Source organism: Collimonas sp. NPDC087041 (assembly GCF_044745265.1).
Classification (GTDB): domain Bacteria; phylum Pseudomonadota; class Gammaproteobacteria; order Burkholderiales; family Burkholderiaceae_D; genus Collimonas.
The window spans coordinates 105076-124574 of sequence record NZ_JBIUZX010000005.1 but is presented as its reverse complement, the minus strand read 5'-3'; the positions used below and the strand labels follow the sequence as shown (position 1 = coordinate 124574).

The window sequence follows — 19499 nt, the reverse complement described above, 5'->3', positions numbered from 1 at the left end:
GTTGCCGGCCGCCTCACTCAAATAGACAATCAAGTAGTCAAAATACGGCCGATGGCGGCGCTGTTGACTGCGATCTTTTCCGTGTCTGCATAAAGCAATTCGACCCGCTGCTGCAATGCATGCCAGGCCGGCCAGTTGCTTGCCGGTGTTGCGCCGGCCTCATGTTCGGGAATTGCTTCCAGATCGCTCTGGTCCAAAACCGCAGGCGCGAGATTCGGATTGAGCACTTGTTCAGCCAGCGCCAACGTCTTGCAGACATGCGTGGTCGCGGTATCGAGTTGGGCATTCACCGCTTCATGGGGAATGCCCTCGGCATTGCGCCGAAGTAGCATGCGCAGCGCCGCCACGTGGGCCATGACCAGATAATTCTGCACGATGAACTGGTTCAGGTTTTCCACCGCACGGTGTTTGCTGACCGGTTCGTCAAGCATGCGGACCAAAGTCGATACTAGTTCCGAAATGTTATCCAGGAAGCGCTTGCGCGAGATTCGATAAATGAAATCGTCGACAGCCTTGCCTTGCAACAGGTTGTTGCTGGCTTCGAGGTAGCGCTGGTTGCTTTTCAATACGTTACGGATCAGCTGCGGCAAGGTGCGGTATTCCCAGCTCGGCAGGACGAAGCTGAATGCGGTGGCAATGGCGGCGCCGATCAGGGTGTCGATCAGGCGTTCGCCGATCACATGGCCGCTGCTCGGGATGACCAGGTTGATCTGCAGCAGGATCTGCATACTGGCGGCGATCGCGGTGTAGCGGTATTTGACATAGATGAATGCCGGCGCGGCGACAGTCGCCAGGAACAGGAAGCCGAGCAGGGCCACCGGCTCGTGCACGAAGCGCAGGATCAGCGCGGTCGCGACGCAACCGATCAATGTGCCGATCAGACGATCGCTGCGGCGCTGCTTGGTCTGGCTGAAGCTGGGCTTGAGGATGATTGCAATCGTCAGCACCACCCAGTAGCCATGTCCGGCATAGGGCAAGGCGTCCGCCGCCAGCAGGCCGCAGGAAATCGCCAATGCCGCCCGCACCGCAAAACGGAAGGTCGGCGATTGCCAGCGCAGATTGGCCGCCAATACGCCCAACTGGTATTTTTGCTGCGTCAGGAATGGCGTCATGTCCTTGCCCAGCAACACCGGCAGTGGGCCTTGCACGCTTTGGGTGGCGTGGTGCAACTGGCCGATCATGTCGATCGCATCGCAAATCTTGCCGTAGGTGGAGCGCAGGATGTCCAGCGCTTCCTCGGAAACCTTGCCGGCCAGCGCATCCTGTTGCAACTGCTGCAATTCCGCATCGATCGAGCGCAACTCGGCCTTGTAGCTGATGCTGGCGAAGGAGGCGCGCTTGCGCGTGACGGCGTAGGCGATCGATTCGATATCCTTGGCGGCCTTGTTGACCAGGTCGCGCAGGTAAGTCAGGACTTCCGCATCGGCCAGGTGCTGGCGCAGGATTGCGTAGTCGGTATGGGTGGACAGGATGTGTTCGTACAGGTCGAACATGCCGAAATGCACCTGCACCAGGATCGCATCTTCCTGGTTCTTCGGATCGCGCAATATCAGGTCGCGCGATGCCTGCTGCTTCTCGGCCAACACGATCTGTTGCCGCACCAGCAGATTGAACTGGCTGTTGAGATCGACATGCATGTCGTAGAAATCGGCCTTGATGTTGATGTAGCGCGCCAGCTCGAACAGTGCTTCGGCCAGTACCTGCTGTTTGATGCGGCTGCGCAGGAACCACGAAACGGCCATCGAATAGGCCAGGTAGGCCAGGCCGCCGGCCAGGAACAGGCCGGTGTGGAAAAACGCCTGTTCCACATTGGTGGCGTTTTCCATCGACAAGGTCATCACGAACAGCGCTGAAAACTGCAGCGGCATGGCCTTTTTGCCATATACCACCATCATGCAGGCCAGGAACGTCACTACCACCAGCATGATGCTCAACAGCCAATGGAATGGTGCGCACAGGCTGATGATGAGGGTGACGACGGTGCACAGCAGCACGCTCGACAGCATTTCGTTGAATTTGTGACGCAGGGTGCTCGGCAGATCCATCAGGCTGGTGGAGAGGGCGCCGATACAGACCGTCATCGCGGTCGGCAGATCCGAGAATTGCAGCACCAGCATGGTCAGCCCCACCACGCCAGTGGCGATCCGCAAACCAGTATAGAAGTAATGACTGAATATAAAGGTGCGCAGATCTAGGGCGTAATGCATGTCCGGTCTTAAGCGTTGGCTGGCAAGGCTGAAAGTGTAACCCGTTTGCTCGTGGAAATTGTCCTGGAAATGGCAAAAAAAGCATGAAAATTTTTTGCCGCAGAATGGCTGCCTGGTAAATCCATGCGGTCAGCTCCAAGCTTGCCGGGTAGCGGGCAACGCGCGTTTTCCCTCGAGTCCCTCTTCATTCTGCAAATTCCCCGATTTTTACGGTTTTTTTACACTTTGTTTACACCCCCGCCAAGACTCTTTACGACATTTTTAGAAGCTTCTCTATAGCCTGTCGTTACCGTAACTAATCTGTAATGAGGGTGATGATGGACCTGGTAATGGATGGAATTTATGTTGGTGCAATCGTCGCGATGTTTGTCGTGACCTGGGCGCTGGCGGTCGGCTGCAAGAAGCTGGAGGATCGGCAATGAACCCGTTTTATGTGCTTGGCGCGGTGGTGACCGTCGCGCTGCTGGTGTATCTGGTCGTGGCCTTGATCAAAGCGGAGGATTTCTGACATGACCTCCCAATCCACCATGTTGTTGATTGCTTTCCTGGCGGTGCTGCTGGTATTGAGCTATCCGCTCGGGAAATATATCGTGCAGGTAGCCGCAGGCTCCTCCGATCATGCTCCGGTAACCGGTTTCGGCTGGTTCAACCGGGTCGAGCAATGGCTGTATCGTTGCGCCGGCATCCAGGCCAAGTCGGAGATGAACTGGAAAACCTATGCGCTGGCATTGCTGATTTTTAATACCATCGGCGCACTGGCGACTTACGCGTTGCAACGTTTCCAGCTCTGGTTGCCGCTGAATCCGCAACACTTTGTCAATCTCAGCTCGGATTCTGCATTCAACACGGCTGTCAGCTTCATCAGCAACACCAACTGGCAAGGTTATTCGGGCGAAAGCGCGATGAGCTACCTGACCCAGATGCTGGTGCTGGCCGTGCAGAACTTCTTTTCCGCAGCGACCGGTATTGCGGTTGCCTTTGCCTTGATTCGCGGCTTTTCGCGTCACTCAGCAAATTCGATCGGTAATTTCTGGACTGACATTACGCGCTGCACCGTGTACATCCTGTTGCCGCTGTCGGTGATCTTTTCGGTATTCCTGATCAGCCAAGGCGTGATCCAGAATTTCGATTCCTATAAGGACGCCAACATCGTGCAACCGCTGACTTATCAGCAGCCGAAAGTCGGCGCCGATGGCCAGCCTGTCAATGATGCAGCTGGCAAGCCGGTGCTGGAAACCATGAACACCAAGGTGCAAACCTTAGCCATGGGTCCGGTGGCGTCGCAGGAAGCGATCAAGATGATCGGTACCAACGGCGGCGGTTTCTTCAATGCCAACTCGGCGCACCCGTATGAAAATCCGACACCATTGTCGAATTTCATGCAGATGCTGGCGATCTTCCTGATCCCTGCCGCGCTGTGCTTTACCTTCGGCTTCATGGTCGGCGACATCCGTCAGGGCTGGGCGGTGCTGGCGGCGATGACTCTCATCTTTGTCGTCATGACGGCAGTGGTGATGTACGCCGAGCAGCAATCGCATCCTGGAATCGGCGCACTGGGCGTAGACCAGGCGCATAGCCTGCTGCAATCCGGCGGCAACATGGAAGGCAAGGAAACCCGTTTCGGCGTCAGCGCTTCAGCTTTGTTTGCAGCGGTGACCACAGCAGCTTCGTGCGGCGCAGTCAATGCCATGCACGATTCGTTCACAGCCTTGGGTGGCCTGGTGCCGATGGCTCTGATCCAGATGGGTGAAGTGGTGTTCGGTGGCGTCGGTTCCGGCCTGTACGGCATGCTGGTGTTCGCCATCATGGCGGTGTTCATCGCCGGCCTGATGATCGGCCGCACTCCGGAGTATCTCGGCAAGAAGATTCAGTCGTTCGAAATGAAGATGACTTCGATTGCGATCCTGGCAACGCCGATGCTGGTATTGGGCGGCACCGCGATAGCAGTGATGGCAACCGCCGGTGTGGCGGGCATCCTCAACCCTGGGGCGCATGGATTCAGCGAAATACTGTATGCCTTCTCGTCGGCCGCCAACAATAACGGCAGCGCGTTCGGTGGATTGTCGGCTAACACACCGTTCTATAACGTCATGCTGGCAATCGCGATGTGGTTCGGACGCTTCATCATCATCATCACGATCCTGGCAATGGCTGGTTCGTTTGCCGCCAAGAAGCGCCTGGAACCCAACTCGGGAACCATGCCGACCCACGGTCCGCTGTTCATCGTGTTGCTGATCGGCGTGGTGGTCCTGGTTGGCGTATTGAACTACGTACCGGCCCTGGCGTTGGGTCCTGTGGTTGAGCATTTGCAAATGTTCGCGCCGAAATAAAAACATTTTGGGGATGGAGTCCAAGAAGCGTCGCAGCACGACGAACGACTCCTCCCCAGCCAATCAAGAAGAAGGATCATCATGTCTCGCACCAATCTGACGCTCTTCGATTCCGCGCTCATGGGCCCGGCCATCGTCGCATCGTTCAAAAAGCTGGCGCCGCAAACGCAATTGCGCAACCCAGTCATGTTCGTGGTTTATGTCGGCAGTATTCTGACCACGCTGTTGTATTTCCAGGCCCTGACCGGCAAGGGTGAAGCCAGCCCGGCTTTCATCCTGGCGATTTCGGTATGGCTCTGGTTCACTGTCCTGTTCGCCAACTTTGCTGAAGCCTTGGCAGAAGGCCGCAGCAAGGCGCAAGCCGAATCGTTGCGCGCATTGAAGCAAACCGTATCAGCCAAGAAGCTGGAAGCCAACAGCAAGTCCAAGGGCCAGCAAAGCAACTGGACTTCGACTCCAGCCAGCAATCTGCGCAAGGGCGACGTCGTGCTGGTGGAAGCCGGCGACGTTATCCCGGTCGATGGTGAAGTCATCGAAGGCGTGGCCTCGGTCGACGAAAGTGCGATCACCGGTGAATCTGCACCTGTGATTCGTGAATCCGGTGGCGACTTTTCCGCCGTCACCGGCGGTACCCGCATCCTGTCCGACTGGCTGGTGGTGCGCGTTTCGGTCAATCCGGGCGAAGCCTTCCTGGATCGCATGATCTCGATGGTGGAGAGCGCCAAGCGCCAGAAAACGCCGAATGAAATCGCCTTGACCATCCTGTTGGTGGCGCTGACTATCGTGTTCCTGCTGGTGACTGTGACCCTGCTGCCATTCTCGCTGTTCAGCGTGACCGCCGCCAAGTTCGGCACGCCAATCACCATCACGGTATTGGTAGCTTTGCTGGTATGTCTGATCCCAACTACCATCGGCGCCTTGTTGTCCGCCATCGGTGTGGCCGGCATGAGCCGCATGATGCAAGCCAATGTGATCGCCACCTCTGGCCGTGCAGTGGAAGCCGCCGGCGACGTTGACGTGCTGCTGCTGGACAAGACTGGCACCATCACACTCGGTAACCGCCAGGCTTCAGCCTTTATCCCGGCGCCAGGCATTACCGAGCAGGAGCTGGCCGATGTCGCGCAGCTGGCCTCGCTGGCCGATGAAACGCCGGAAGGCCGCAGCATCGTGGTGCTGGCTAAACAGCGCTTCAATATCCGCGAACGCGAGATGACTTCGCTGAACGCCACCTTTGTGCCGTTCACCGCGCAGACCCGCATGAGCGGTATCGACATCGGCAACCGCGCAATCCGCAAGGGTTCGTCGGAAGCATTGAAAAACTATCTGCAGGAATTGGGACAACCATTCCCGGCCGAAGTCGCACATAACGTCGACGACGTCGCCCGCCGCGGCAGTACACCGCTGGTGGTGGTCGATGACGGCGTGGTGATGGGCGTGGTCGAACTGAAGGACATCGTCAAGGGCGGCATCAAGGAACGCTTTGCCGAACTGCGCCGGATGGGCATCAAGACCGTCATGATCACCGGCGATAACCGCCTGACTGCGGCTTCGATCGCGGCCGAAGCAGGGGTCGATGACTTCCTGGCGGAAGCGACGCCGGAAGACAAGCTGAAGCTGATCCGCAGCTACCAGTCGGAAGGCCGCCTGGTGGCGATGACCGGCGACGGCACCAACGATGCTCCGGCATTGGCTCAGGCTGACGTGGCGGTGGCGATGAACAGCGGCACGCAGGCGGCGAAGGAAGCCGGCAACATGGTCGACCTCGATTCGAATCCGACCAAGCTGCTCGAGATCGTCGAGATCGGCAAGCAGATGCTGATGACCCGCGGCGCCTTGTCGACCTTCTCGATCGCCAACGATATCGCCAAGTACTTTGCGATCATCCCGGCCGCTTTCATCACTACTTATCCGCAATTGGCGGCGCTGAACGTGATGCATCTGGCGAGTCCGTCGTCGGCCATCATGTCGGCAGTGATTTTCAATGCGCTGATCATCGTTGTGCTGATTCCGTTGGCATTGAAGGGTGTTCGCTATCGGGCCGTCGGCGCTGCATCGTTGTTGCGTCGTAACCTGCTGATCTACGGCCTGGGCGGCATCATCCTGCCATTCATCGGTATCAAATTGATCGACATGATCCTGGCGGTCATGCACTTGGTGTAATTGGGAGTCTAGAAATGAAATCAGCATCTACAACAACATTGTCTCCAGCGCAGTCGGTTGCCAAGACAAAAGTCGCATCGCAAGGTGTAATGCGTCCAGCACTGGTGCTGTTCGCCGGCTTGACCCTGCTGTGTGGGGTGATCTATCCGCTGGCCATCACTGGCATCGGCAAGGTCGCTTTTCCCGACCAGGCCTCGGGCAGCCTGATCGTGCAAAACGGTAAGCTGATCGGCTCACGCCTGATCGGCCAGGAATTCTCCGCGCCGAATTATTTCTGGGGCCGCTTGTCGGCTACCAGCCCGATGCCATACAACGCACAGTCCTCCGGCGGCTCCAATTTCGGACCGAGCAACCCGGCCTTGATCGATGCCGTCAAAGGCCGCGTCGATGCGCTGAAAGCCGCCGACCCTGGCAACACCTTGCCGATCCCGGTTGACCTGGTGACTGCCTCCGGCAGCGGCCTCGATCCGGAAATCAGCCTGGCCGCCGCCTATTACCAGGCCGGCCGCGTTGCGCGCGAACGCAAATTGAACGTCGATACCGTGCGCGGCATCATCGACAGCCTGAAGCTGCAGCCCAGTCTGGGCTTCCTTGGCGAGCCACGCGTCAACGTCCTGGCGTTGAATCTGGCGCTGGATCGACAGGCTCCAGCAGTCAACTGAGTTTTACCCACCCAATTTCATTCCAGAGGTAGTCGTGCATGCAGGACTGACCGTACATCGTACGGTCAGCTTCTACACGTCCGTATTGCCTCTGGTTTGGATAAACAAGCAGCACACTATTTTTATTCCACTTAGAGTATATGAAGAAAATTATCTATTTTGCTAGCCTGGTTACCGTCATCGGCGTTACTGCTTTCACTGCAAATTGCTCACAAGCGGAAGAGGCGGTTCCCGATAACTCCCTGACTTTCAATGCCAGCCTGGTATCGGATTACCGCTTCCGCGGCATTTCACAGACACGCCTGGAGCCAGCCCTGCAAGGCGGCGCGGACTATAGCAACAATCCAACCGGCCTGTACGTCGGCACCTGGCTGTCGACATTGAAATGGATCAAGGATAGCGGCGGCAGCGACAACATCGAGTGGGATATCTACGCCGGCAAAAAAGGTAACTTTACCCAGGATTTGAGCTACGACTTCGGCGTTCTCTCCTACGTCTATCCATCCAATGGCTTGAATCCGAGCGCCAATACGACGGAACTGTACGGCCAGCTCGGTTACGGCCCTGCCTATATCAAATATTCGCAATCGGTGACCAACCTGTTCGGCTTTGCCAACAGCAAGAACAGCGGTTATCTGGATATCGGCGCCAATATCGATGTCACCAACGGTTACACAGTCAACCTGCATGCCGGCCATCAAACGGTCAAGAACAATTCGGCTTCCAGCTATAACGACTGGAAAGTCGGGTTGACCAAGGATTTCGGCTTCCTGTCGGGTAGCATCGCGGTGATCGGCACCGACACCAATAATTACGTCGGACCGGCCCCTGATCGCAAGAACCTGGGTAAAACATCATTGGTGATTGGCGCGACAAAAACCTTCTGATTATCATCGGTAAGGTGCTTTCCCAGCATGGGCCGGAATGCGTAAGGCGTTCCGGCCTGTTCGCCTTTGTAGCAGGCAGCTGGCGGGGAACGCAAATAGCTTATAGGATGCCGTAACGGTGGCTCAATTCCATCTACAATTGGCTTATAGATTCACATAACCGCCTGGCTGGCGGGACTCTTCAGGCAAGCAGACCACTTACATGTCTTCACCCAATTCAAGCGGCGATTTGCGCCCCGATCCAGATGCCTTGCTGGCCCAGTTGCAGGTGCAGGAGAGCCTGGCCGGGCGCGGCAAGCTGCGCATCTATTTTGGTGCATCGGCCGGCGTTGGAAAAACCTACGCGATGCTTGGCGCCGCGCACAAATTGCATAGTGAAGGGCGCGAGGTGCTGGCCGGCGTGATCGAAAGCCACGGCCGCGCCGAAACCGCCGCCATGCTGAACGGCCTCGAGCTGCTGCCGCTGAAACAGGTGGAGTATCGCGACAAGCAACTGCCGGAGTTTGACCTGGACGCAGCCCTGCAGCGCAAGCCTTCGCTGATCCTGGTGGACGAACTGGCGCATTCCAATGCGCCCGGTTCGCGTCATCCGAAGCGCTGGCAGGATGTCGAAGAATTGCTGAATGCCGGCATCGATGTATTCACAACGCTCAACGTCCAGCACCTGGAAAGCCTGAACGATGTGGTGGGCGGGATTACCGGCATCCGGGTGGCGGAAACGCTGCCTGACACTGTCTTCGATGCGGCCGATGAAGTGGTGCTGGTGGATTTGCCAGCCGATGAATTACTGACCAGGCTCAAGCTCGGCAAGGTCTACAAACTGCCGCAAGCAGAACGCGCTTCCCGCAATTTTTTCCGCAAAGGCAACCTGATCGCATTGCGCGAACTGGCCCTGCGCCGTACCGCCGATCGCCTGCAGGGCGATGTCCAGGCCTATCGCATCGAGAAATCCATCGGCGCCGTATGGCAAACCGATGCCGCGTTGCTGGCTTGCGTCGGACCATCGCCGAGCGCCGAGCACGTGATCCGCAGCACAGCCCGGCTGGCAACCCAGCTCAATGCCGAATGGCATGCGATCTATGTCGAGACGCCGAGCCTGCAGCGCCTGCCGTCGGCCAAGCGTGAACGCATCCTGAAAACCCTCAAGCTGGCGCAAGACCTGGGAGCGACCACTGCGGTGTTGGCCGGTAACGAGGTGGCGGCGGTCATGGCGAGTTACGCGCGCAGCCACAATTTTTCCAAGATCATCATCGGCCGCAGCCAACGCCGTTATCCATGGCAAGCCAATCATTCAGCCCGCATCGCAAAGCTGGCTAACGACATCGACGTGATCGAAATCGGCGTACCGCCATCGGCCGCGTCGGAAAGGGACGACGACGCGACGGGCAGGGCTTTGCCGCGCTACCTGCCGATGCAGAGCCGGATCGAATGGTGGGGCTATGGTTGGGCGCTGGCCGTTTGTGTGCTGGTGACCTTGCTGGCGACGCCGATCCTGCCGTTTTTCGACCTGGCCAATATCGTCATGCTGTATTTGCTGGCGGAGGTGCTGATCGCCATACGCTACGGTCGTGGCCCGGCGATTTTTGTGGCGTTGCTGAGCATCGCATCGTTCGATTTCTTTTTCGTGCCGCCACGGTTTTCGTTTGCCGTCAGCGATTTCCAATATTTGCTGACCTTCGGCGTGATGCTGGCGGTGGGCCTGACCATTACTCATCTGACCACCGGTTTGCGCTACCAGGCCAGGATCGCGTCCGACCGCGAAGCGCGCTCGCGCGCCCTGTTTGAGTTCGCTCGGGAACTGTCCGCGGTGCTGCAGACTGAGCAGATATTCGAGACCAGCCGACGCTTCCTGCAGCGCAGTTTCCAGGCCAAGACCTTGTTGCTGGTGCCGGATGATGCCGGGCGCCTGCAAATGCCGGCGGTGATTCCCGGCGACGCCGCCGATATGGCGGCAGCACTCGATATGGGCATCGCGCAATGGGCGTTCGACAATGCCGGCAGCGCCGGCATCGGCACCGATACGCTACCAGCCAGCAATTACCTGTATGTGCCGTTGGTGGCGCCGATGCGCACCCGCGGTGTGCTGGCGATTCTGCCGCATAGCCGCCGCTGGATACTGATCCCGGAACAGCAGCAACAGCTGTACACGTTTGCCACGTTGACCGCGATCGCACTGGAGCGCGTGCATTATGTCGAGGTGGCGCAGGATGCGTTGGTGCGGATGGAATCGGAGCGCTTGCGCAACTCGCTGTTGTCGGCGTTGTCGCATGACTTGCGCACGCCGTTGACGGCGCTGGTCGGTTTGTCGGAGTCGCTGTTGCTGTCGAAGCCGCCGTTGCAGCAAAACCAGGAGGTGCTGGCTGCCGCGCTGCACAGCGAGATGCTGCGCATGAGTGCGCTGGTGACCAATCTGTTGGACATGGCGCGCATCCAGAGCGGCGAGGTCAAGCTGAATTTGCAATGGCAACCGTTCGAAGAGGTGGTCGGCAGTGCGATGCGCGCGAGCGCGTCGGCGTTGGTTGGGCACCCGGTGGAAATACGCGTGGCGCATGAACTGCCGCTGATTCGTTTTGACGCGGTGCTGATTGAACGCGTGCTATGCAACTTGCTGGAAAACGCCGCCAAGTACACAGCGCCGGGTTCTCACATCGTGTTGGCCGCCGTCGTCAACGGACGCTTCCTGGCAGTGACCGTGGCCGATGACGGTCCGGGACTGCCGGTCGGCATGGAAGATGCGATATTTGAAAAGTTCACCCGCGGTGAGCGCGAATCGGCCAAGCCTGGAGTGGGGCTGGGCCTGGCGATTTGCCGGGCCATCGTCGAGGCCCACGGCGGCACCATCCACGCTCACAGCGGTCATCAAAAAGGCGGCAACGCAGAACAACGCAAGGGCGCCGAATTTGTCTTTACCATTCCTCTTGGCGCACCGCCGAGCATGCCTGAACCGGAAGAAAGCGATTTCACCCCGACCACAGATGAAGCTGATGGCGGCGACGATGCCGGCGAGGACGGCAACATGGAGAAAGCATGACAATGCAACCAACACCAATAGCACTGCTGGTCGAAGACGAACCGCAGATCCGACGCTTTGTGCGCGCCGCACTGGAGAGCGAAGGCTGGCAGATTTTCGAAGCCGAAACCATGCAGCGCGGCCTGATCGACTGCGGCACCCGCAAGCCGAATCTGGTGATCCTCGATCTCGGCCTGCCGGACGGCGATGGCGTTGATTTCATCCTGGATGTACGCAAATGGTCGCGCGTGCCGATCATCGTGCTGTCGGCGCGCGTCAACGAAGCCGACAAGATCAGGGCGCTGGATGCCGGCGCCGACGACTATCTGAGCAAGCCGTTCGGCGTCGGCGAGTTGCTGGCGCGGGTCCGCGCCACGCTGCGTCGCCAGCATCAGCCGCTGGCCGGCGAGGATGGCTTGATCCGGTTCGGCGACGTCACGCTGGATCTGCAGGCCCGGCTGGTCACCAAGGCGCAGCAGCAAGTGCATCTGACGCCGACCGAGTATCGCTTGCTGACGGTGCTGGTGGCGAATGCTGGCCGCGTGGTCACCAATCCGCAGTTGCTCAAGGAGGTGTGGGGACCATCACATTCCGAGAGTGGGCACTACCTGCGCATCTACATGGGGCACCTGCGGCAAAAACTGGAAGACGATCCGGCGCAACCTAAATACTTGCTGACTGAGACTGCGGTAGGATACCGGATCATGCTTTCCCACTAAGGAGGGCGCATAGAGAGCGAATAATCTGCTGCGTGTGGAGCCGACCAGGAACACGGATCAACGTGCAACAGATAATCCAGAAGCAATCCAGGAAAACGAGAGACATCATGACGCGACCAGCGTGTATCAAAAACTGGCAGGAAATTCAGGGCGCCGATGATTCCAGCTATCCGGACAGTGCCGAATTGATGTCGATCGGTTCGCCGTTCGGCCGCTCATTCGGCTTGACCCGGATCGGCATCCATCATGAAGTGCTGAAACCTGGGCGCCGTACCTCCTGGCCGCACGCCGAAAAAACCGAAGAGGAATTCGCCTACGTGATCGAAGGTACGCCCGATGTCTGGCTGGACGGCCACCTGCATCGACTGGCGCCCGGCGACGGCGTCGGTTTCCCCGCCGGAACCGGCATCGCTCACACCTTCATCAACAACACTGACAGCGATGTGCGTATGCTGGTAGTGGGGGAGTGCTTCCGTGCCGACAATCAGGTGCGCTACCCATTGCACCCCGACCGCAACGCCCGCATCGGCGATCAGTATTGGGTTGATGCACCGCAGGAACCGCTTGGCCCGCACGATGGCCTGCCTGACAAGCTAAGGCAATCGAACGGTCCGTTTTAGTCGCTCTTAATCGCAACCACTAAGGGAACATTCATGCCACATCGAGAGATTGTTGAAAGTTTCATCGCGCTGGTCGTGCAGGGGAAATATGTGGAGGCGATCGAGGAGTTCTATACCGAGGACGCCAGCATGCAGGAAAACCAGGAGCCACCGCGCAAAGGGCGCGCCTTGCTGGTGGAGGGAGAACTGAAGGCGCTGGCTGCCCTCAAGGAAATCCGTACCCTGGCAGCCAAATCTTTCCTGGTCGATGGCGACCGGGTTGCCATCAACTGGCTGTTCGAATTGGTGGCCCACGACGGCCGCAGTTTCCAGCTGGAAGAAATCGCTTATCAGCAATGGCGCGGCGACAGGATTTTCGAAGAACGCTTTTACTACGATCCCGCACAGCGCAAACTGGCCTGAGCTGTTGCGGCGTTCCGCGTAACGGAACGTTGTGGCGAACGCACAGCCAAACTCCCCGATTAGGTGTAAACTACTAAACAGACGGATGCAGCGCTGCTTGCATCTGTCTTTTTGTTTACCTCCTACGGTCACTAGCAGTGCAACGTACTCTTCTCATTCCGCTCATTGTCGCTTGCGCGCTGTTCATGGAGAACATGGACGCGACGGTGATCGCTACCTCGCTGCCAGTACTGGCGCGTGATCTCGGACAAGATCCCCTTACCCTGAAGCTGGCCCTGACTTCGTATGTGGTCGGCCTCGGCGTATTCATTCCGATCAGCGGCTGGGTCGCCGACCGTTTCGGCGCGCGTACCGTATTTCGTTCTGCAATCCTGGTATTCCTGTGTGGGTCGCTGATGTGCGCGGCATCCAGTTCGCTGGAGGCATTCGTCGCCGCGCGCTTCCTGCAAGGCATCGGCGGCGCCATGATGGTGCCGGTCGGACGTATCGTGATCTTCCGTTCGGTGCCGCGCACCGAACTGGTCAAGGCCATCAGTTATCTCACCATCCCGTCCCAGTTAGGGCCGGTGATCGGTCCACCGCTCGGCGGCTTCATCACCACTTATTTTCACTGGCGCTGGATCTTCCTGATCAACCTGCCGATCAGCCTGCTCGGCATGTACCTGGCCAGCCGCTATATCGAAAACTACAAATCTGACGATCTGCAGCCGTTGGACATGAAGGGTTTTGTGTTGTCGGCGGTCGGCAGTACGCTGGTGATGCTGGGTTTGTCGTTGATCGACGGCGAGTTGCTGTCGACTGAACGGGCATTTTTCATGTGCCTGCTGGGCGGCCTGACGCTGTATATCTATCTGCGCCATGCGCGGCGCGAACCATTTCCATTGCTCGACCTGCGCCTGTTGCGTATCCCCACTTTCCGCGCCAGCGTATTGGGCGGTTCGCTGTTCCGCATCGGCCTGGGAGCAGTGCCGTTCCTGTTGCCGCTGGCGTTGCAGGTTGGTTTCGGCATGAACGCGTTTCATGCCGGCACCATCACTTGCGCATCGGCCTTCGGTGCGATCTTCATGAAAGCCATCGGCACTTCAGTGCTGCGGCGCTACGGCTTCCGTTCAGTGCTGATCTGGAATGCGGTGCTGGCCGGCCTGGCGTTGGCTTCCTATGGCTTGTTCACGCCGACTACGCCCTATCTGGTGATGATGGCGGTTGTGCTGCTGGGCGGCTTTTTCCCATCGATGCAATTCACTTGCCTCAACACGATGGCGTACGCCGACCTCGATAGCGCAGACGTCAGCCGGGCGACCAGCCTGGCGAGCGTAGTTCAGCAGATTTCGTTGGGATTGGGTGTGACGATCGGCGGACTGGCGGTACATATGTCGAGCCGCCTGCAAGGCCATGAGACGATTGTGGCTGGAGATTTCTGGCCAGCCTTTGTGGTCATCGGTCTGTTCTCGTGGGCCTCGATTCCGGTAACTCGGCGCTTGCCATTGAATGCCGGCGCGGCGCTGACCGGGCACAAACCGGCGTAGGGTGGGCACCCTGTGCCCACCGTGATTCTTCTCACACGTTGCTTGCCATTGCGCTACTCATCGTTATAGCAACGCGTGGGCAGAAAATCTCTGCCCACCCTACACAAATCAGACTTCAGCAATGCGCTTGGCAATATGCGCCAGCGCTTCTTCCACCTGGTCGACCAGGATCAGGCACAAATCGCCCGGCGACAGGTGCGACAAGGCAGTGTCGATAGCGATAAACTCACCATTGATTTCCTCGGTTGCAGTTGTGCGACGAGCATTTTTCAAACCTTCGCGCAACAGTCCAAGCACTTCGCCATCGGCGCGGCCGCGCTGGCATTGATCCTGATACAGGATCACTTCATCGAATGCATCGCCGAGGATTTCTGTCTGGTGGCGGATATCGATATCGCGGCGGTCGCCGGCGCCGCTGATCACCACTGAACGGCGCTTGGCCGGCATGGTGTCGATCGCGCGCACCAGGGCCTGGATGGCATCCGGATTGTGGCCATAGTCGGCAATCAGGGTGGCGCCGCGATAGTCGAACACGTTGAAGCGGCCGGGCGCGGTATCGGCGTCATTGACAAAGCTGGCGAGGCCGGCACGAATCACATCCCAATCCAGGTTCAAGGCCCAGGCCGCAGCGATCGATGCCATGGCGTTTTCGATCTGGAACGGAATGCTGCCGTTGCGGGTCAGTGGAATTTCCTGCAACGCCAAGCGGTGTTCTTGCTTGCCCTTGGCGGCCACGATGAAGTTGCCGTCCTGGTACACCACCCGATGCCCTTGGGCGCGGTGTGTAGTCATCAGTGGATGATGGAAGTCATGTGCAAAATACGTCACTGAGCCAGGGCAGGATTTGGCCATGTTGGCAACCATCGGATCGGCGGCATTCAAGACCGCGTGGCCGGTAGGGGAGACGTTTTCGACGATCACGCGTTTCACCACGCTCAAGTCTTCGACGGTGCTGATATAGCTCAGGCCGAGATGGTCGCCCATGCCGATATTGGTGACGACTGCGACATCGCAACGGTCAAAGCCGAGGCCTTCGCGCAAGATGCCGCCGCGTGCGGTTTCAAACACCGCAGCGTCAACATCAGGGTGCATCAGCACGTTGCGGGCGCTGCGCGGGCCGCTGCAGTCGCCGGTGTCGATGCGTTGCTTCTCGATGTAGACGCCATCGGAATTGGTCATGCCGACGCGCAGGCCCTTGCGTCCCAGCAGATGGGCGATCAGGCGCACGGTAGTGGTCTTGCCGTTGGTGCCGGCCACCGCTACCAGCGGAATGCGGCCATTGTCGCCGTCGTCGAACATGGTCGACATGATGGCGGCGCCGACTGCGCGGCCCTTGCCGTAAGACGGGCTGATGTGCATGCGCAAGCCGGGCGCGGCGTTGACTTCAACCACGCCGCCTTCCTGTTCTTCCAGCGATTGGTGGACGTTGTTGCAGACCACATCGACGCCGCAAATATCGAGTCCGACCATTTGCGCCGCGGCGACCGCACGCGCTGCCAGTTCCGGATGGACATCCTCGGTGACATCGGTGGCGGTGCCACCGGTGCTGAGGTTAGCGTTGTTGCGCAACACCACGCGCACGCCTTGCTGCGGAATCGAGTCCGCCGTGTAATTCTGTTCGACCAGGGTCGCCAGCGCGATTGCATCGAAGCGGATCTTGGTCAGCGAAGTTGCGTGGCCTTCGCCGCGCAGCGGATCGCTGTTGACCTGATCGACCAGTTGGCTGATGGTGTGCACGCCATCGCCGATGACTTGCGGCGGATCGCGACGTGCTGCGGCGACCAATTGATTGCCGACTACCAGCAGGCGGAAATCGTGGCCCGGCAGGTAACGCTCGACGATGACTTCGGAGCAGATTTTCGAGGCGACATCGAACGCCGCCATGACCTGTTCACGCGCTGTGATGTTGACAGCCACACCCTTGCCCTGGTTGCCGTCGCGCGGCTTGAGCACCACCGGACTGGCGATTTCCTGGGCTGCGATCCAGGCTTCTTCAGCGCTCGATACGACCCGGCCCATCGGCACCGGAACGCCGGCGGCATTCAACAGCTTCTTGGTGAGGTCCTTGTCTTGCGCGATCGATTCGGCGATGGCGCTGGTGTGATTGGTTTCGGCAGCCTGAATGCGGCGCTGCCGGCTGCCCCAGCCGAACTGCACCATGCTGCCGCCGGTCAGCCGGCGGAATGGAATGCCGCGCGCGACGGCAGCTTGCACGATAGAGCCGGTGCTTGGTCCGAGACGGATGTCTTCATCCAGTTCCTGCAGCCGCGCCAACGCGCCGGCCAGGTCGAACGGTTTATCTTGCTGCGCCGCCAGGCATAGTTCCAGCGCTAACTCGAACGCCAGCTTGCCGACATCTTCCTCGCTGTACTCAACGATGACTTGATAGACGCCGGCTTCCAGCGTCGGCACGGTGCGGCTGAAGGTCACCGGACAGCCGGCTTCCGATTGCAACCCGAGCGCGGCAGCTTCCAGCGCGTGCGCCATCGATACGACTTCCTTCTTGCTGCTGGGCTCCAGGAAACCCATCTGCGGGAAGCGTTCACGCAACTTGGTCTCGAAGCCGGCGATGCCGGCAATTGCTCGCTCGGCTTCGTTGCAGGTCACAATGGCTTCGATAGCGGTATGTCGACTCCACAGATTGGGGCCGCGAAGTACTCGGATACGTGAAACGTCCATCAACAAGTTTTCCTATTGTTACTTAGGCTGGGCAACTACGCCCAGGCGCTATGTTAAATTTTTACGTTGCTTGTCATGGCAACGCGAGGGCAAAAATGTTCGCCCGCCCTACATTGTCAAGCCAGATCAAAAGTCTCGATCCCGGCGCGGATCAAATCGTGCGAGATGTCCAGCGCCCAGGCTGCAGCAACCGCCGCCAGCACGTTTTCAAGCTGGAATTGCTCCTTGTTGCGGGCGATCAGCGGCACCGTGGTAATGTCCGCCAGCAGCATTTCATTCTTGCCGATCGCCAGCATGATCTGTTCGTTGCGGATGAACACGGCGCGCTTGTCCTGCGCCAGGTGTTCGGCTATTACCGGCAGTGCCGCATCGATACCAAAGAAAATCACTTCGCCGTCGCACAGCGAGGCCATCGGCGCCACCAGCGGATCGGCGGCGTTCAGCACGGCGACGCCGGTCGGTAGCACCACGTCGACCTGGGTGCGGGTTACTTTCACCATTTCTTCAGCGTCGGCGATGTAGTACTGCGGCAGGCTGTCGCCGATGGCGATATTGGTCACGACGCCAACCTGGCAACGATCGTAGACCAGGCCTTCCGACAAGATGGTGTCGTGGCTGTTTTCGAACACGGCGGCTTCGACTGCGCGGTTGATCAGCACGCGTTGCGCCGATTCCCAATTGGCGCAATCGCCTTTTTCCACCTGGCGCTGGGCAAAGTACAAGCCGTTGCCGCAAGCCAGGCCGACATGGTTGCCGCTCAGGTGCAACTGCCAGGCGATCAGGCGCGACACGGTGGTCTTGCCGTGCGTGCCGGTGACGCCGACGATCGGGATACGGCCATTGTCTGCCGCCGCGAACAGGTGTTCGACAATCGCCTTGCCAACCGGACGCGGGCTGCCTTCAGCCGGCTTCAGATGCATCAGCAGGCCAGGGCCGGCATTGACTTCGACGATGGCGCCGCGCTGTTCTTCCAGCGGCCGCGAAATATCTTCCGCCACCAGGTCGACGCCGGCGATATCCAGGCCCACCACACGTGCCGCGAGGGAGGCCGCTGCGGCCACGCTCGGATGCACCAGGTCGGTGACATCGATGGCGACATTGCCGTTACGCTGGATCAGCACTACCTTGCCAGCCGCCGGCACTGAATCGCCGTTGTAACCTTGCCGTTCCAGTTCCAGCCGTGCGGCCGGTTCCTGGTCCAACAGCACCAGGCTGAGCGGACATTCTTCGAGTTCACCGCGGCGCGGATCGGAATTGAGTTGCGTGTCGATCAGTTGCAGGATTGTCGATTTGCCGTCGCCGGTGATCGATACCGGTTCGCCGCGCGCCGCCGCAGCCAGCCGGCCGCCGACGATCAGCAGCCGATGTTCGTTGCCGCGGATGAAACGCTCGACGATCACGCTGCTGCCTTCCTTCAACGCGATTTCGTAGGCGGCTTCGATTTCGGCGCGGGTAGTCAGGTCGATGCAAACGCCGCGGCCATGGTTGGCGTCGGATGGCTTGACCACAACCGGCAGGCCGATGTCTTCGGCCGCTTCCCAGGCTTCCGCGGCGCTTTCCACCAGTTGTCCTTCTGGCACTGGAACGCCGCAAGCTTGCAACAGGCTCTTGGTCAGGTCTTTGTCGCTGGAGATGCTTTCGGCGATGGCGCTGGTCTGGTCGGTTTCCGCAGTCCAGATGCGGCGCTGGCGAATGCCGTGGCCCAGCTGCACCAGATTGCCTTCGGTCAGGCGGAAAGACGGGATGCGGCGCTCGTCCGCTGCTTCGACGATGCAGGCGGTGCTCGGTCCCAGGCAACGCGAATCGACCATCTCGCGCAGTGTGCCGATAGCGGCAGGGACGTCGAAAGGTTTATCTTCGATCGCCGCCATCACCAGGTCGCGCGCGGCGTACAGCGCAGCACGCGTGACTTGTTCATGGCGCGCACGGACCGCGACCTTGTAGACGCCGCGCACCGATGTGCTGCGCGCCTTGCCGAAACCGCCAGGCATGCCCGCCAGGTTTTGCAATTCAAGGGTAACGTGTTCGAGGATATGGCCTGGCCAGGTGCCGTCTTCCAGGCGCTGCACAAAGCCGCCGCGTTCGCCGTAGCTGCAACGGTGTTCGATCAGGGAAGGGAGCCAGGTGGTCAGGCGCTGGTTAAAGCCGGGCAGGGTGTTGGACGGGAAATCTTCCAGTTCGCCGATGTCGATCCACGCCTCAAGGGTTGATCGATACGTCCAGATATTTGGTCCGCGCAGCGACATGATACGGAGAATTTCTATGTTTTTCATGGGTCAGCAATGAGGCTAGGAGGC

General features: G+C 59.2%; 13 protein-coding genes. 10 read left to right on the top strand and 3 right to left on the bottom strand.

Translation table 11 applies throughout. The annotated features are described in order from the left end of the window. Positions 1 to 29: 29 nt before the first annotated feature. Positions 30 to 2207, bottom strand: a complete 2178-nt coding sequence (locus ACIPF8_RS11130; protein WP_400420890.1) for an FUSC family membrane protein — start codon at positions 2205 to 2207, stop codon at positions 30 to 32. Between the two features lie 418 nt (positions 2208 to 2625). Here ACIPF8_RS11130 and kdpF point away from each other — a divergent pair, with 418 nt between their 5' ends. The 10 genes from kdpF (at position 2626) to ACIPF8_RS11080 (ending at position 14523) form a co-directional block, all read left to right on the top strand. Next, a complete protein-coding gene (kdpF, locus tag ACIPF8_RS11125; RefSeq protein ID WP_061534000.1) occupies positions 2626 to 2715 on the top strand; it encodes a K(+)-transporting ATPase subunit F in 90 nt (29 codons plus the stop codon). Position 2716: 1 nt separating this feature from the next. Then, positions 2717 to 4537 (top strand): potassium-transporting ATPase subunit KdpA, encoded by a 1821-nt coding sequence (gene kdpA / locus ACIPF8_RS11120; protein WP_400420887.1) that lies wholly within the window; start codon positions 2717 to 2719, stop codon positions 4535 to 4537. Positions 4538 to 4618: 81 nt separating this feature from the next. Then, the gene (gene kdpB, locus ACIPF8_RS11115; protein WP_400420886.1) at positions 4619 to 6697 is read left to right on the top strand and encodes a potassium-transporting ATPase subunit KdpB; all 2079 of its coding nucleotides are present in this window, start codon (positions 4619 to 4621) and stop codon (positions 6695 to 6697) included. Positions 6698 to 6786: 89 nt separating this feature from the next. After that, complete coding sequence (kdpC, locus tag ACIPF8_RS11110) at positions 6787 to 7359, top strand: potassium-transporting ATPase subunit KdpC (RefSeq protein ID WP_400421300.1); 573 nt, start codon at positions 6787 to 6789, stop codon at positions 7357 to 7359. 140 nt (positions 7360 to 7499) lie between these two features. After that, a complete protein-coding gene (locus ACIPF8_RS11105) occupies positions 7500 to 8246 on the top strand; it encodes a TorF family putative porin (RefSeq protein WP_400420885.1) in 747 nt (248 codons plus the stop codon). A gap of 202 nt (positions 8247 to 8448) precedes the next feature. Continuing rightward, entirely contained in the window at positions 8449 to 11277 is a 2829-nt protein-coding gene (gene kdpD / locus ACIPF8_RS11100; RefSeq protein WP_400420883.1) for a two-component system sensor histidine kinase KdpD, read from the top strand. Between the two features lie 2 nt (positions 11278 to 11279). Next, positions 11280 to 11975, top strand: a complete 696-nt coding sequence (kdpE, locus tag ACIPF8_RS11095) for a two-component system response regulator KdpE (RefSeq protein WP_061533994.1) — start codon at positions 11280 to 11282, stop codon at positions 11973 to 11975. A gap of 107 nt (positions 11976 to 12082) precedes the next feature. Beyond that, positions 12083 to 12595 (top strand): cupin domain-containing protein, encoded by a 513-nt coding sequence (locus ACIPF8_RS11090; protein ID WP_400420881.1) that lies wholly within the window; start codon positions 12083 to 12085, stop codon positions 12593 to 12595. Positions 12596 to 12628: 33 nt separating this feature from the next. Then, complete coding sequence (locus tag ACIPF8_RS11085; protein WP_400420879.1) at positions 12629 to 12997, top strand: nuclear transport factor 2 family protein; 369 nt, start codon at positions 12629 to 12631, stop codon at positions 12995 to 12997. Positions 12998 to 13134: 137 nt separating this feature from the next. Next, the gene (locus tag ACIPF8_RS11080; RefSeq protein ID WP_400420877.1) at positions 13135 to 14523 is read left to right on the top strand and encodes an MFS transporter; all 1389 of its coding nucleotides are present in this window, start codon (positions 13135 to 13137) and stop codon (positions 14521 to 14523) included. 108 nt (positions 14524 to 14631) lie between these two features. On the opposite strand, the gene cphA (ACIPF8_RS11075) is transcribed toward ACIPF8_RS11080, so the two are convergent. Together cphA (ACIPF8_RS11075) and cphA (ACIPF8_RS11070) are read right to left on the bottom strand one after the other, a co-directional pair. Then, positions 14632 to 17202 carry a cyanophycin synthetase gene (cphA, locus tag ACIPF8_RS11075; protein ID WP_400420875.1) on the bottom strand — a complete coding sequence of 857 codons (2571 nt, stop codon included), beginning with the start codon at positions 17200 to 17202 and terminating at the stop codon, positions 14632 to 14634. A 116-nt stretch (positions 17203 to 17318) separates the two neighbouring features. Beyond that, positions 17319 to 19475 carry a cyanophycin synthetase gene (gene cphA, locus ACIPF8_RS11070; protein ID WP_400420872.1) on the bottom strand — a complete coding sequence of 719 codons (2157 nt, stop codon included), beginning with the start codon at positions 19473 to 19475 and terminating at the stop codon, positions 17319 to 17321. Between the last annotated feature and the right edge of the window lie 24 nt (positions 19476 to 19499).